Source organism: Sphingomonas echinoides, from assembly GCF_029623395.1.
GTDB classification, from domain to species: Bacteria; Pseudomonadota; Alphaproteobacteria; order Sphingomonadales; family Sphingomonadaceae; genus Sphingomonas; species Sphingomonas echinoides_A.
Genome location: NZ_JAPYKK010000003.1, coordinates 26615 through 41556, shown reverse-complemented (window position 1 = coordinate 41556; position 14942 = coordinate 26615). Strand labels below are relative to the sequence as shown.

11 protein-coding genes are annotated in these 14942 nt (G+C 65.7%); 8 read left to right on the top strand and 3 right to left on the bottom strand.

Features of this window, described 5'->3' with window-relative positions:
* The first annotated feature begins 162 nt into the window (after positions 1–162).
* Both QBJ92_RS02860 and QBJ92_RS02855 read left to right on the top strand, forming a co-directional pair.
* Positions 163–348, top strand: a complete 186-nt coding sequence (locus tag QBJ92_RS02860; protein ID WP_277968179.1) for a hypothetical protein — start codon at positions 163–165, stop codon at positions 346–348.
* A 149-nt stretch (positions 349–497) separates the two neighbouring features.
* A complete protein-coding gene (locus QBJ92_RS02855) occupies positions 498–1430 on the top strand; it encodes a glycosyltransferase family 2 protein (RefSeq protein ID WP_277968178.1) in 933 nt (310 codons plus the stop codon).
* A 126-nt stretch (positions 1431–1556) separates the two neighbouring features.
* Here QBJ92_RS02855 and QBJ92_RS02850 read toward each other — a convergent pair whose 3' ends face one another.
* The 3 genes from QBJ92_RS02850 to QBJ92_RS02840 form a co-directional block, all read right to left on the bottom strand.
* Positions 1557–2873 (bottom strand): hypothetical protein, encoded by a 1317-nt coding sequence (locus QBJ92_RS02850; protein WP_277968177.1) that lies wholly within the window; start codon positions 2871–2873, stop codon positions 1557–1559.
* Between the two features lie 159 nt (positions 2874–3032).
* Positions 3033–4781 (bottom strand): chloride channel protein, encoded by a 1749-nt coding sequence (locus QBJ92_RS02845; protein WP_277968176.1) that lies wholly within the window; start codon positions 4779–4781, stop codon positions 3033–3035.
* A gap of 48 nt (positions 4782–4829) precedes the next feature.
* Positions 4830–6575, bottom strand: a complete 1746-nt coding sequence (locus QBJ92_RS02840; protein WP_277968175.1) for a class I adenylate-forming enzyme family protein — start codon at positions 6573–6575, stop codon at positions 4830–4832.
* Between the two features lie 141 nt (positions 6576–6716).
* On the opposite strand from QBJ92_RS02840, the gene QBJ92_RS02835 reads away from it, so the two are divergent.
* The 6 genes from QBJ92_RS02835 to QBJ92_RS02810 all read left to right on the top strand — a co-directional run bounded on the left by QBJ92_RS02835 (position 6717) and on the right by QBJ92_RS02810 (position 14940).
* On the top strand, positions 6717–7952 hold the full coding sequence (locus QBJ92_RS02835) for a serine hydrolase domain-containing protein (RefSeq protein WP_277968319.1): 1236 nt from the start codon (positions 6717–6719) through the stop codon (positions 7950–7952).
* A 100-nt stretch (positions 7953–8052) separates the two neighbouring features.
* Positions 8053–10086 carry a 3-hydroxyacyl-CoA dehydrogenase NAD-binding domain-containing protein gene (locus QBJ92_RS02830; RefSeq protein WP_277968174.1) on the top strand — a complete coding sequence of 678 codons (2034 nt, stop codon included), beginning with the start codon at positions 8053–8055 and terminating at the stop codon, positions 10084–10086.
* 147 nt (positions 10087–10233) lie between these two features.
* Positions 10234–11541 carry an amidase family protein gene (locus tag QBJ92_RS02825; RefSeq protein ID WP_277968173.1) on the top strand — a complete coding sequence of 436 codons (1308 nt, stop codon included), beginning with the start codon at positions 10234–10236 and terminating at the stop codon, positions 11539–11541.
* Positions 11542–11545: 4 nt separating this feature from the next.
* Positions 11546–12727 (top strand): acyl-CoA dehydrogenase family protein, encoded by a 1182-nt coding sequence (locus QBJ92_RS02820; RefSeq protein WP_277968172.1) that lies wholly within the window; start codon positions 11546–11548, stop codon positions 12725–12727.
* Positions 12728–12869: 142 nt separating this feature from the next.
* The gene (locus tag QBJ92_RS02815; RefSeq protein WP_277968171.1) at positions 12870–13997 is read left to right on the top strand and encodes an acyl-CoA dehydrogenase family protein; all 1128 of its coding nucleotides are present in this window, start codon (positions 12870–12872) and stop codon (positions 13995–13997) included.
* Positions 13998–14064: 67 nt separating this feature from the next.
* On the top strand, positions 14065–14940 hold the full coding sequence (locus tag QBJ92_RS02810; protein ID WP_277968170.1) for an acyl-CoA thioesterase: 876 nt from the start codon (positions 14065–14067) through the stop codon (positions 14938–14940).
* The last annotated feature ends 2 nt before the right edge of the window (positions 14941–14942 follow it).

Genomic DNA, 14942 nt, shown 5'->3' with positions numbered 1-14942 from the left:
CAATCGACGGTATGCCCCTGAGGCGTTAAGGTATAAAGCTGCACGGGCACAGGCGTGAGCGCCATGTCACAGCGCCCCCCCGATCCGACCCGCTGAGTTGGAACCTATTGACCGGCTGACGCTTTTTTTAAGCATTGCCTCCCCTTTTGTATTTGAAGACCAATGCCCGCCAAACCTGACCGATCCCAGTCCCGCGCCTCGCGATTGCACAAGGAAGCGATGAATTGCGTCACCTTCGCGGTTCGCGAACGCGACACCAGCCACGCCGCCGAGCTGATCGACGAAGCGATCAAGCTCAAGCGGCGCTCCGAGGAACTGGCCGAAGATATCGGCGCGAAAGGCCGCTGAGGCCCGTCCGTGCCAAAAGGATACGCGCGTCTCCGCCGCGCCAGCCGTAATTTGTTACCGTAAAGGTAGTAACATCCGGCGGCACGAGCTATCGCCCGACTCGGAAAACCCTGACGCGGGGTATCCAGACAGAGTTGAGGGAATCATCAATGACCGCGCCGTCGATCGCCGTGCTATTGCCATGTTACAACGAAGAAGCCGCGATTGCGCAGACCGTCGCGGGCTTCCGCGCGGCGTTGCCCGACGCCACGATCTACGTTTACGACAATAACAGCAAGGACCGCACCGTCGAGGTGGCCCGCGCCGCAGGCGCGATCGTTCGGCGCGAGCGGATCCAGGGCAAGGGCGCGGTCGTCCGCCGGATGTTCGCCGACATCGACGCGGACATCTACATCATGGCCGACGGCGACGCGACGTATGACGCCGCATCCGCCCCCGCGCTGATCGCGCGTCTGGTCGAGGAACAACTCGACATGATCGTCGGATCGCGCATCAGCGAAGTCCAGGAATCGTACCGCCGCGGGCATCGCTTCGGCAATGCGTTGCTGACCGGGATGCTGGCCAAGCTGTTCGGTCGGTCGTTCACCGACATCCTGTCCGGGTATCGCGTCTTCTCGCGCCGCTTCACCAAGAGCTTCCCGTCGCTGTCGGCCGGGTTCGAGATCGAGACCGAGATCAGTGTCCACGCGCTCGAGCTCAAGATGCCCGTCGCCGAAATCGAAACGCCTTATTACGCGCGTCCGGAAGGCTCGACCTCGAAGCTTTCGACCTATCGCGACGGCTGGCGCATCCTGCGCACGATTCTCGCGCTGTACCGGATCGAACGTCCCGTGCTGTTCTTCGGGGCGATCGGGGCGGTATTCCTGCTGCTCGCGGCGATCCTGTCGGTGCCGCTGGCGATCACCTATGCGAACACGGGCCTGGTCCCGCGCTTCCCGACGTTCATCATGATCACCGGACTGGTGACGCTCGCCGCGCTCAACGTCTTCACCGGGCTGATCCTCGATACGGTCGTTCGTGGACGCCTCGAAGTCCGGCGGTTGGCGTATCTTTCCTATCCGGCACCGGGCAATCGCCGCTGAATTTGCTGCGACGGAGCGCGCCGGTGTGGGTACCCTCCGCCCTTCTATGATCTGGTCGAAGCGGTGGTGCCATCCGCCTCGGCCAGTCCGGCTTTTGGTCTCCGCCAGGCCTGACGGCGCGAAGCCCTAAGCGGCGGATGCGCGGCTTGGAACCATGGCGGCGATACAACGCCGAACCACCTCGACCCCCAAGAACAGCGTGATCCCGTAGATCAGATAGTGGTACCGCAGGATCGGCTGGACGACCATGTAGGGAAGCGCCGGAACGATGATCAGCGTCGCCGGGTAAAAGAACAGCCCCCGCCACACCAGCACGCCCAACACCGCGCCCAACAGCCCGATCCCGGCGAACAGCCAGGTCAGCGCCTGCTTCACGCCCGTTGCGCTATTGCCACCCTGGTTCAGTTCCCACTGCCAGCGCGGCGGGAAATAGAATTGAACGAGATGCCGGAACGACAGCGTCGCAAACGCGCCCGGGTTGTGGGCAATCCACTGCTTCGTCTCGTCGCCCAACCGTTTGGCATACACGCGTTCGCCGCCCATCGCCTCCATCCGGTCGAACGCAGCCTGACTGGTCTGCGGGTGGATCGTATTGAGGCGTGTCTCGAACACCTGCCGCGCATCCTTGCCACTCACCGCGGCCGGATGATTGGCGAGTGCGAGCTCGAGCCCCATGTTGCTGCGCAACGGGATGAATTGTCCGAACGCCTCATAGTTACGGATCGTCCACGGTGCCAGAACGAGTGCCAGCGCAAGCGCGCCCCACGCCGCATGACCGGGCCACGTCCGCAACGGGCGCCGCCGCAACAGCCAGATCCCCATCATGACGAAACACGCCAATCCCGACGGGGGGTTGAGGAAGAACAGGAACGACGCAATGAAGCTCGTGCCGATCCAGGGTCGCATTCCCGCGTCGTGCGACCGATCGGCGTCGAGCAGGCGCAGCAACACCCACGCACTCAACAAACATGCCAGGCCACCTTCCCAGATCTGGAACATGACCGTCTCGAGATACGGGAAGAGCGGAAGGAGGCTGAAGGTGCCCAGCGCAATCAGCCGCCAGACGACCGGCATCCCCAGGCGTTCGAAGACGAGAAACAGAACATATCCGCTCAGCAGCACCGTTCCCAGCGCCAGCGTCGTCAGGATCGCTTGCGCCGCAAACGTCTGAAGCCCGAAGGTCCGATAGACATATCCGGCTATGGTCGGCAGGACCGGCGTGAAATGCGTGGAAAGGCCGCTGCCTCTGCGAAATGTATCCGCGATGGTTCCGTCGCGCGCGAACGACGCCGCGACGTTATAGGCCTCGGCCAACCCGTTTTTCGTGTCGGGGTGCTGATGCAGCCAGACGAGCCGTTCGAGCACGCCCATGGCGATGATGCTCAGCGCGATCAGACGGGTGTGGGCTTCACTCAGCTTGCGAATACGCTCTACGATACTCACGCTTTACTCCACCACTCTGACATACACGTCAGCAACAAAGCTCCGCGACACACCCGCGCAGCGTCTTCCCCGTCATGCCACCGTACATGGTGGACGATGACGAGGATCATGTGCCCCGGATCTACAAACTGCCCCGGTTAAGCAATATAATTCACACGCCTAACGTTCGCCGAACAAGTCGTTCTGGGCCTTCTCAAGCTCTTCGGCATAGCGTCGCCGGACATAGGATTCGGACAGGATGCCAACCACGTGGCGATCCGAATCGAGAACCGCCAGCTCGTCCGCACCCGAGGCGTCGAAGCGTTTCATCACGGTGACGATGTCCATATCAACCGAAAGCGCCGCCTCCGCGTTGATCGCAATCGTGCCGACGCCGGCATCGGGGTCCAGACCATCGGCATAGGCCACCGGCGTCTGGACGATGCCGGCATAATGCTGCGTGGCGTTGATTAATACCACGCGGCTCGCGGCGCCGAGCGGGAAACGCTGGCGGAATTCGCGGATGCTGATCTCGCAATCGGTCGCACGCGTCTCGCGCCGCATCATCTTGCCCACCGTCAGCGCGCGGATCCAGCCGATGTCGCGCGCGCTCTTGATCGTCTCGCCGCGCAGATGCAGCCGCCAGGTCGAGAAGGAATAGCCGAACGTCTCGCGCACGATCGTCGACGACACCAGCGCCGCCGCCAGCACCGCGCCGGTCAGCGCGAAGTCCTGCGTCGCCTCCAGCACCAGCATCGCCATCGTCATCGGGCCGCCAACGACGGCCACCGCCAGCGCCGCCATCCCGACCATCGCGGCGTCGTGGGGTTCGACCACCTGATAGCCAGCGATCAGCGCGAGTACCCCCGCGAACAGATGCCCGATCAGCGTCCCCAGAAACAGCGAGGCGAAAAACAATCCGCCGCGGAAGCCGAACCCGAGCGACACGACCGACGCGGATGCCTTGGCGAGAAACACCAGCGCCACGAAACCAAGCGATGCGCCGACCGCGATATCCATGTGGAGCGCGCCATGCCCCGACGACAGCACCTGCGGCGACCAGAAAGCGATCGGCATCAGCAACGCCCCGCCGAGGATCGGGCGCATCCAGTCGGGCAGCGGCATCGCCCGCGATCCCTGCTCGACGATCGCGACGAGCCGCATCAACCCGATCCCGAGGATCGCGCACAGCCCGCCGAGCCCCGCAAACAAAAGATAATGATGCGATTCGGACGGAAACAACGCGACCGTGTCGATGACATAGGGTTGCGCGCCGAAGAGCTGCGAGACGAACACCGCCGAAATCGCCGCCGCCGCGATCGGCGCGATCGCGGAGGGGGTGTAGGCGCCGATCACGATCTCGAACGCATAGAACGCCCCCGCCAGCGGCGCGCCGAACGCGGCCGCGATCGAGGCGCCTGCCCCCGCGCCGACGAGATTGCGCAAGTCGCTGCGCCGCAATTGCAGCGCCGCCCCGGCCACCGACGCGACCACGCTGCCGATTTGGGCATAAGCCGCTTCGAGACCGACCGAGGCGCCGAACCCGTTCGAGATCACCGTCTGCCCCGCCACGACCAGGCTGTCGGGCACTGCCATCCGCCCGCCGTGCAACGCATTGGCCTCGACCGCGTCGACCATCCGCCGCCGCTTGCTGCGCACCCCCCAGGAAAAGATCGACAGCACCGCACCCCCGACCGGCAGCATCGCGAGCTGCGCCCAACTGAGCGAATCGGTCGCGCTGAGGCGTTGCCCGGTCGGCAGCGCGAACATCCAGTGCTGCAACGTCCGCGCGAGCGCGCCGAGAATGACCGTCCCGAGCCCCGCCGACGCGCCGATCACGACGGCCAGTGCGATCAGCGCGAATTCGCTGGCGCGGATCCCCCGGCGCAGGCGCGCCAGCGGAAGGGTGAGACGGGAACGCAGCGGCATGCTGCCCGATACTGTGGGGCGCGTGCTTCGCCTACCCCTGCCGTAGGGTCAGGCCGCCGCCTCGAACCGGTCGGCGAACAACGTCTTCAGGTCCTTCTTGAGGATCTTGCCATTGGCGTTGCGCGGCAGCGTCTCGGGGACGAAGCGGATCGCCACCGGCGTCTTGAAGATCGCGAGCCGATCCTTGACCCATTGCTGCAACTCCGCCTCGCTTGCGGTCTTGCCGGGTGCGAGATGGACCACCGCGACGGGTTCCTCGCCCAATGTGCGGTGCGGCACGCCGATCAGCGCGCAATCGGTGACCGCCGGGTGCGCGTAGAGGACGTTCTCGACCTCGGACGAATAGATGTTCTCGCCGCCGCGGATGATCATGTCCTTGGCGCGGTCGACGATATAGACGAACCCCTCGTCGTCGACGCGCGCAAGATCGCCGGTGCGCACCCAACCGTCGACGAAGGTCTCGGCGGTCGCTTCGGGCTTGTTCCAATACCCCTTCACGATCATCGCCCCGCGCGCCCACAATTCACCGACCTCGCCCGTGGGCAGTTCCTGCTCGCCCGCTTCGTCCATGATCCGGAGATCCGCGACCGCGACCGGCGGCCCCGCGCTGGTCGGGCGGTTGAGATAATCCTCGCCCGCATGGCTGGTGACGGTCGCCATCGTCTCGGTCATCCCCCAGCCGTTGCCGGGCAGCGCGCCGAACTCGGTGTAGATCCGCTTGACCAGCTCGGGCGCGGACGGAGCGCCGCCATAAGCGATCGCCTCGAGCGAGGAGAGATCGTAGCGCGCGCGATCGGGATGTTCGAGGATCTGCCACGCGATCGTCGGCACGCCGCCGGTCATGTGCACCCGCTCGGTCTCGATAAGCTCCATCGCGCGGACGGTGTCCCATTTGCGCATGAAGACGAGCGTATTCCCCGCCGCGATCGACCCCATCATCGTCGCCGAGCAGGCGGTGACGTGGAACAACGGGATCACCATCAGCAGCGTCTTCGGCGTAGGCTCAGGCGGCGTTTCGCCGCGCCGCAGGCTCGCACGCGCGGAGGAATACGCCGCCGACAGAATGTTGGTCGTAAGGTTGCGATGCGACCCCAGCGCCCCCTTGGGCGCGCCGGTCGTGCCGCTGGTGTAGAAGATCGTCGCGGGATCATCCGGAGCGACCGCCACCTCCGGCCAAACCGGCTCCGGAAGCGCGGCATAAGCGTGCGGCGTGCCGATCAGATCCTCCAACCGCTCGGCCTTCCTGCCAAGCGGCGCCGAGGCGCGCGCCACGACCATCGTCTCCAGCGCGGGGAAATCCGCGGCATGCTCGACCAGCCGCCGATAGCGCTCGTCATCGACGAACAACATCCGGCACCCCGAATCGGTGATCCCATACGCGAGCTCGCCCGCAGTCCACCACGCGTTGAGCGGCACGACGATCGCCCCCACGCTCGCGGCGGCAAAGAAGATCACCGGCCACTCCGGCAGATTGCGCATCGCCAGCCCGATCCGGTCCCCCTTCGCCACCCCGCGCGCGAGCAACGCCTGCGCCAACGCCGCCACCGCGCGCGCATTGGCGTCATAGGTGACCCGCTCGTCCTCATAGACCGTGAACACCCGCGCCCCATGCGCCCGCGACGCCGCCGCGAGCCAGCCGAGCGACGGCGGCGCATGTTTCCACACGCGAGTCGGCACACCCTCGACGTCGACCGTCTCCATCTCGAACTTCGTCCCTGCAGCGGTCAGCGCGGCGGTGACATCGGCAAGCGTCATCCGGGGCCAGGCCGGGTCGAGCGCGACAAGCGGTTGCATATCCAAGACGACTCTCTCCTGACGGCGCGCCTACCCGGAAGTTGAAGGTCGGGTTTGCCGCGCGATGCTGTTTCGCACAGGTTAGTGTTGATTTGCGCGCCACTCAAGGCAATAGGGTGGCAAGCGTTTCGAATGGGGGGTATGGAAGCCGAGATGAATGTCGCGACACCCGTAACCGGCCGATTCGACGCGCGCCGCCTCGCCCGGATCGATGCATTCCTGCAGGAACGCTATCTCGACACCGGCAAACTCCCGCACGCGCAGATCCTGATCGCCCAAGCCGGCGAGATCGCGCACTTTTCCTCCCTGGGCCCGGCACGCGAAGGCGAAGCAGCGAGCATCGACGAACGCTCGCTGTTTCGCATCGCGAGCATGACCAAGCCGATCACCTCGGTCGCGTTCATGATGCTGGTCGAGGAAGGCCGCGTCGCGCTCGACACGCCGGTTCATCACGTCCTCCCCGAGTTCAAGCATGTCGGCGTCTATGCCGGCGGCGGTGGCGGCGTGCCGTTCCAGACCCGCCCGACCGCCGAGCCGATGCGGATGATCGACCTGCTGCGCCACACAGCGGGCCTCACCTACGGCTTCCAGAACCGCTCCAATGTCGACGCCGCGCACCGCGAACTGCGGCTGGAAAGCTGGCACGGCAACCACGACCTCGATGGCTTCATCGCCGCGCTGGCGAAACTGCCGCTAGAATTCTCGCCGGGCGACGCGTGGAACTACTCGGTCGCGACCGACGTGCTCGGCGCGGTCATGCAGCGCGTATCGGGCGTGCCGCTCGAAACCTTCTTCCGCGACCGCATCTTTGCACCGCTCGGGATGGACGACACCTTCTTCCACGTCCCCGACGACAAGATCGACCGCCTCACCGACTGCTACACATTCGTCCCCGACAAGGGCCGCATCCTCTACGATCGCGGCGCCGCAAGCGCCTGGAGCCGCGCGCCGAAGCTGGTCTCCGGTGGCGGCGGGCTCGTGTCGACCGCGCTCGATTATCACCGCTTCTGCACGATGCTGCTGGGCGGCGGCACGCTCGAAGGCGTCCGCATCCTCGGGCGCAAGACGATCGACCTGATGACGATGAACCACCTTCCCGGCGGATCGGATCTGTCGAAAATGTCCAAGTCGCTGTTCAGCGAGGCCGCCAACGCAGGCACCGGCTTCGGGCTCGGCTTCGCGGTCAACGTGGACGTCGCGCGCTCGATGATCCCCGGCTCGGTCGGCGAATATTATTGGGGCGGGATGTTCTCGACCGCCTTCTTCATCGATCCCGTAGAGCAGTTGCACATGGTGTTCATGACGCAAGTCTCGCCGTCCAGTCTCTACCCGATCCGCCGCGAGCTGAAGACGTTGATTTACAGTGCACTGACCTGACCCCCGCCGTGCTCCTGCGCAGGCAGGAGCGCAGAGATACGACCGCCGCGCCCGCGGCCTGGGCTCCCGCCGCTCGCGGGAGAACAAAGAGGAGAGCAAAATGACCGGCCCGATCACCACCCAGCTTCACGACGACGTTCTCGTCATCATCTCGAACAACCCACCGGTCAACGCGCTCGGCGCAGCGGTCCGCCAGGGCCTCGAAGCCGGGATCAAGGAAGGGCTCGCCAACCCGCAGGTCAAGGCGATGGTGATCCGCTGCGACGGCCGCACCTTCTTTGCGGGCGCGGACATCACCGAGTTCGGCAAACCGATGCAGGAGCCCGGTCTCCCGACGGTGGTCGACATGATCGAGGCATCGGACAAGCCCGTCGTCGCCGCGATCCACGGTACCGCGCTCGGCGGCGGGTGCGAGGTCACGCTCGGCTGCCATTATCGCATCGCCGTGCCCTCGGCCAAGATCGGCACCCCCGAGGTTAAGCTCGGCCTCCTCCCCGGCGCGGGCGGAACGCAACGCCTGCCGCGCATCGCGGGCGTCAAACTCGCGCTTGAACTCACCGCCAAGGGCGACCCGATCCCGGCCAAGCTCGCGCTTTCCGCCGGGCTGATCGACAGACTTGCCAACGAAAACAGTCTCGAAGCGGACGCGATTGCCTTCGCGCGCGAAGTCGCCGACGCCAAGCCCCTGCCCCGCGCGCGCGACAAGGTGGCACAGGCCGACCCCGAAGCCGTCGCCCAGTTCAGGAAGGACAACGCCAAACGCTTCCGCGGCTTCGAAGCCCCCGCCGCCAACATCGCCTGCGTCGAGAAAGCGACCGACGGATCGAGCTTCGACGAGGGCATCGCGTTCGAACGACAGGAATTCATGAAGCTGATGATGGGCGTCCAGTCCGCCGCCCAGCGCCACATCTTCTTCGCCGAACGCCAGGCCGCCAAGATCGACGGCATCGATCCAAAGATCCCGCTCCGCGAGATCAAGCGCGTCGGCGTGATCGGCGCGGGCACGATGGGCGGCGGCATTTCGATGAACTTCCTGTCGGCGGGCATCCCGGTGACGATCGTCGAAATGGCGCAGGAGGCGCTCGATCGCGGTGCGGGGACGATCCGCAAGAATTACGAAGCCTCCGCCGCCAAGGGCCGGTTGAAGCCCGAGCAGGTCGAGGCCGCGATGGGCGCGCTTACCCCGACGCTCGATTTCGACGCGCTCGCGGACTGCGATCTCATCATCGAGGCGGTGTATGAGGACATGGCCGTCAAGAAGGACATCTTCGCGCGGCTCGACACGATCGCCAAGCCCGGCGCGATCCTCGCGTCGAACACCTCCTATCTCGACATCGACGAGATCGCCTCGGTCACCAAGCGACCCGGCGATGTGGTGGGGATGCACTTCTTCTCGCCCGCAAACGTCATGAAACTGCTCGAAGTCGTGCGCGGCGCGCAGACCGAGGACGATGTGCTCGCGACCGTGATGGCGCTGTCCAAGACGATCCGGAAGGTCGCGGTGGTCGCTGGCGTGTGCGACGGGTTCATCGGCAACCGGATGCTCAAGCCCCGCCAGGTCGAGGCGATGAAGCTGCTGATGGAAGGCGCGACGCCCGAGCAGATCGACAAGGTCCATGTCGCGTTCGGCATGCCGATGGGGCCGTTCCAGATGAGCGACCTCGCGGGCGTCGACATCGGCTGGCACCGTGATCCCAACCGCATCGAGAACATCCGCGACGCGCTCGCCGCCGAAGGTCGCTGGGGGCAGAAGACCGGAAAGGGCTTCTACGATTACGACGAGAAACGGAACCCCACGCCCTCGCCTCGGGTCGCGGAGATCATCGAGGATTTCCGCTCCAAATCGAACCTGCAGAAGCGCGAGATCAGCGATCAGGAGATCGTAGAGAAGACGCTTTACACGATGGTCAACGAAGGCGCGCTCATCCTCGAGGAGAAGATGGCACAGCGTGCGAGCGATATCGATGTGGTGTGGATCTACGGCTACGGCTGGCCGGTCTATCGCGGCGGGCCGATGTTCTGGGCGGATAGCGAGGGGCTGAAGACGATCGTCGCGGGGCTGGAGAAGCACGGCTTCGCGGTGGCGGAGCTGCTCAAGTCGAAGGCTGAGAGCGGTGGCCGGTTCAATGGGTAAGCACTCTTCTTCTCCCTCTCCCCGCTTGCGGGGAGAGGGTCGGGGAGAGGGGCAGTCTAGCAGAGCGACCTCTCTGTACTGCCCCTCTCCCGCGCATCGGCTTCGCCTCGTTTGCCCTCTCCCCGCCTGCGGGGAGAGGGAGAAGTGATGCGCACCGCCCTCCAAACCGCCGCCCAGATCCGCGCCGGTGAAACCACCGCGCTCGCCGAATGCGAAGCCGCGATCACCCGAATCGAATCCGGCGACACCACCATCAACGCCGTCGTCGTCCGAGATTTCGACCGCGCCCGCGAAGCCGCCCGCGCCATCGACGCCAGCTCCAAAGACGACACCCGCCCTCTCCTAGGCGTCCCCATGACCGTCAAGGAAAGCTTCGACGTAGCCGGCCTAGTCTCCTGCTGGGGTTTCGAGGAACACGCCGACTTCGTTGCAACCGAAGACGCCGTCCAGGTCACCCGCCTCAAAAACGCAGGCGCAGTCATCCTCGGCAAGACCAACGTCCCCGTCGCGCTCGCCGACCTCCAGACCAACAACCCAGTCTACGGCCGCACTCGCAACCCCCTGAACCACGACCGCGTCCCGGGCGGCTCGTCCGGCGGTGCCGCAGCCGCGCTCGCCGCAGGGTTCGTCCCCATCGAGATCGGCTCGGACATCGGCGGTTCGATCCGCCTCCCCGCCGCCTTCTGCGGCGTCTGGGGTCACAAACCAACCTACAACGCACTCTCATCCTTCGGCCATAACTTCCCGAGAACACAGAGTTGTGGCGTAGCCCTCAACGTCGTAGGCCCCCTTGCCCGCGACCCCGACGACCTCGAAGCGCTGTTCACCGTCATGGGCGGCGATGCGCTCGCCAGACCCGCCCCCCGCGCTTCAGGCGACTGCCGCATCCTGCTCCTCCCCGAACACCCGCTCGCCAAATCGCAATCCGCGATCCAGGCCGCAATCGCCGCGGTCGGCACCGCCTTCCGGGCAGCAGGCGCGCAGGTCGACGACGCCAGCCCGCTTCTGCCCAATCTCGTCGCGCAGCACGGCGCCTATATCCACATGCTCGTCGTCGCGATGGCGCGCGGCGCGCCGATGGAAGGCGGGCAGCCGCTCGCGCTCCCCGACTGGTTCACGCTGATCGACGCGCAGGCCAAGTGCCGCCGCGACTGGGCGCGGCTGTTCACGCACTATGACGCGGTGATCGCGCCAATCTGGGGCACCACCGCCTACCCGCACGACGACACCCCGCTGATGACCCGCATCACCGCGATCGACGGGCTCGACACCCCCGCCGGTCTCCAGATGGCCTATCCCGGTCTAGCCACCTTCCCGATGCTCCCCGCGACGAGCGTTCGGATCGGGACCGATCCCGATGGCCTGCCGATCGGGGTGCAGGTGATCGCCGACTATAACCGCGATTTTACCGCGATCGCCGTGGCGCGCGCGGCGCACGAACTGGTGAGGAGTTGACCCAATGACGCAGGATATCGACACATTCCGCAGTGAAACGCGCGCATGGCTGGAGGCGAACTGCCCCCCCGAAATGCGCCAGCCGGTTCGTTCGGAAAAGGACGCCTGCTGGGGCGGCCGCAATCCGGACTTCCAACCCGGTCAGAAGGAATGGATGGACGCGATGGCGTCGCGCGGCTGGACCGTGCCCGACTGGCCCGCGGCCTATGGCGGCGGCGGCCTGTCCCCCGCCGAGACCAAGGTGCTGCGCGAAGAAATGGCCGCAATCAAGGCGCGCAACCCGCTCAATTCGTTCGGTATTTCGATGCTCGGACCGGCACTGCTCAAATATGGCACCGAGGAGCAGAAGCTCGACTATCTCCCCAAGATCGCGCGCGGCGAAATCCGCTGGTGCCAGGGGTATAGCGAGCCGAATGCGGGGTCGGATCTTGCCTCGCTCGCCACCTCGGCGGAGGATGCAGGCGATCATTATGTGATCAACGGCCAGAAGGTGTGGACCTCCTACGCCGACAAGGCCGACTGGATCTTCTGCCTCGTCCGCACGTCGAAGGAGTCCAAGCAGGGCGGGATCAGCTTCGTCCTGTTCGACATGGCGAGCGAAGGCGTTTCGACCAAGCCGATCCTGCTGATCTCGGGTTATTCCCCCTTCTGCGAGACGTTCTTCGACAATGTGAAGGTCCCCAAGTCCCAGCGCATCCACGACGAGAACAAGGGCTGGGACGTCGCCAAATATCTGCTCGGCCACGAGCGTGAGATGATTTCCGGCATGGGGCTGGCAAGTACTGGCGGCAACCCATTGATCGAAGGCGCAATTGCGACCGTTGGCCTCGACCACGAAGGCCGTCTTGCCGACCCGCTCCTGCGTGCAACGATCGCGATGTTCGAAGTCCGCGCGAGGGCGTTCGGGGCGATGTCCGAACGCTTCATCGACGAACTCAAAGCCGGCCGCGCCCACCCCGCCCAGCCCTCGATGATGAAATATTACGGCACCGAGCTGAACAAGAGCCGCCACGAACTCCAGATGGCAGCCGGCGGCTCCGACGCGCTCGAATGGGAAAGCCAAGCCTCGGGCGGCGGCCGCGAAGCGCGCGCATGGCTGCGCACCAAGGCGAACTCGATCGAGGGCGGGACCAGCGAGGTCCAACTCAACATCATTGCCAAGCGCATCCTGGAATTGCCGGCGTAATTCTCCCTCTCCCGCTTCGCGGGAGAGGGTGGCCGAGCGAAGCGAAGGTCGGGAGAGGGCAAAAACGCGGACGGTAGCGTCCCGGAACCGCCCCTCTCCCCGACCCTCTCCCCACCGGGGAGAGGGAGAAGAAGGAAGAACAATGCCGCTGTATCTCAACGACGATCAGACCGCCCTCCAGGATACGATCCGCGATTTCGTCGCGGAGCAGGCCCCCGTCAGCCACATGCGCGGGCTTCGCGACGCAAGCGAAGCATCCGGCTTCAGCCGCGACCTCTGGCGCAGTTTCGCCGAAATGGGCTTCACCGGCATCCTGATCGACGAGGCGGATGGCGGCCTCGGGCTCGGCCATGTCGAGGCGGGCGTCGTGCTGGAAGAGATCGGTCGCAACCTGTCGCCCTCACCCTTCCTCACGACCGCCGTCGCCGCAGTCGAGGCGCTCAAGGGCAGCGCGCACGCCACGCGCTGGTTCCCCGGCATCCTGAGCGGCGAAACCATCGCCGCGCTGGCGATCGACGAGGGCGCGAAGCATCGCGACACCGTCACGCTGAGCGCCGAGCGTTCGGGCAACGGCTTCAAACTGTCGGGCAAAAAGCAGTTCGTCACGCACGGCCACGTCGCCGACCTGCTGATCGTCGCCGCACGCACCGCCGGCAGCGCGACCGATACCGAGGGGGTAACGCTGTTCGCAATCCCCAGGGATGCGGCGAACCTGACCGCCACCCCCGAACGCCTCGCGGATGCCAGCATCGCAGCGCGGCTCGAGTTCGACGGCGTCGAGGTCGATGCCGACGCGGTGATCGGCGACGTCGACGGCGGGCGCACCCCGCTCGACCGTCTCCTGCGCGCCGGACGAACGGGCGCGTCGGCCGAACTGCTCGGCGTCGGCGGCGGCGCGATGGACATGACCGTCGGGTATCTCAAGGAACGCAAGCAGTTCGGCATGCTGATCGGCAGCTTCCAGGCGCTCCAGCACCGCGCGGCGCATCTCTACTCCGAGATGGAAGTCGCGCGCGCGGCAGTGCTCAAGGCACAGCAACTGCTCGATACCGGCAGCGCCCACGCCGACGAAGCGGTGTCGGTCGCCAAGGCAATGACCGCGCTCGCGACGACGCTGTCGGTGCAGGAAGGTGTCCAGATGCACGGCGGGATCGGGATGACCGACGAATATGACATCGGCTTCTACATGAAGCGCGCGCGCGTACTCGCCGAGATGTTCGGCGACGCCAATTTCCACGCAGACCGGATCGCGCGCGCGGCGGGATATTGACCGCCGCGTTGCCCAGCAGCGCCTTCCCGGTCTTGGCCGGGGAGGCGCAAGTGACTACCGACAGGCTATGACCGACCCAAACCCCGCCACCCTGGCGCAAGACCTGATTGATCTTCTCGACGTCGAGGAAATCGATACCGACCTGTACCGGGGCCCACGCGGCAACGACGGCTTCGGCCGCGTGTTCGGCGGACAGGTGATCGCCCAGGCGCTCCAGGCCGCGCAGCGGTCGACCGATGCGCCAAAGACCGCCCATTCGCTCCACGCCTATTTCATGCGCCCCGGCGCGGAGGATCACCCGATCCTCTACCGCGTGGTCCGCGACTTCGACGGCAAGAGTTTCTCGACTCGCCGCGTGATCGCGACCCAACGCGGCGTGCCGATCCTCAACCTCGCCTGCTCGCTGCAAATCCCCGAGGATGGGCTCGCGCATCAGGATACGATGCCCGACGTGCCCCCGCCCGAGGACCTGACCAACGACCGCGACCTTCGGCTCGCGATGATCGACCGAATCCCCGAACGCTATCGCACGATGTTCCTCCGCCCGCGGATGGTCGAGATCCGCCCGGTCTCGCCCCGCAGTTGGCTCGATCCCGTCGCGCATCCGCCGTTCCAGAACAGCTGGTTCCGAGTCGTCGCACCGATCGGCGACGACCCCGCGATGCACCGCGCGATCCTCGCTTACGCGTCCGACATGTCGCTGCTCGGCACCGCGACGCTGCCGCACGGCGTCAACTGGATGATGAACAAGCTCCAGACCGCGAGCCTCGACCATTCGCTGTGGCTGCACGAAGATTTCCGCGCGGATGACTGGCTGCTCTATGCGTGCGACAGCCCGTGGGCGGGCCACGCACGCGGGTTCAATCGCGGCAAGATCTTCGCGCGCGACGGGCGGCTGGTGGCAAGTGTCGCGCAGGAAGGGCTGATCCGGCTCCGAGAATAAAT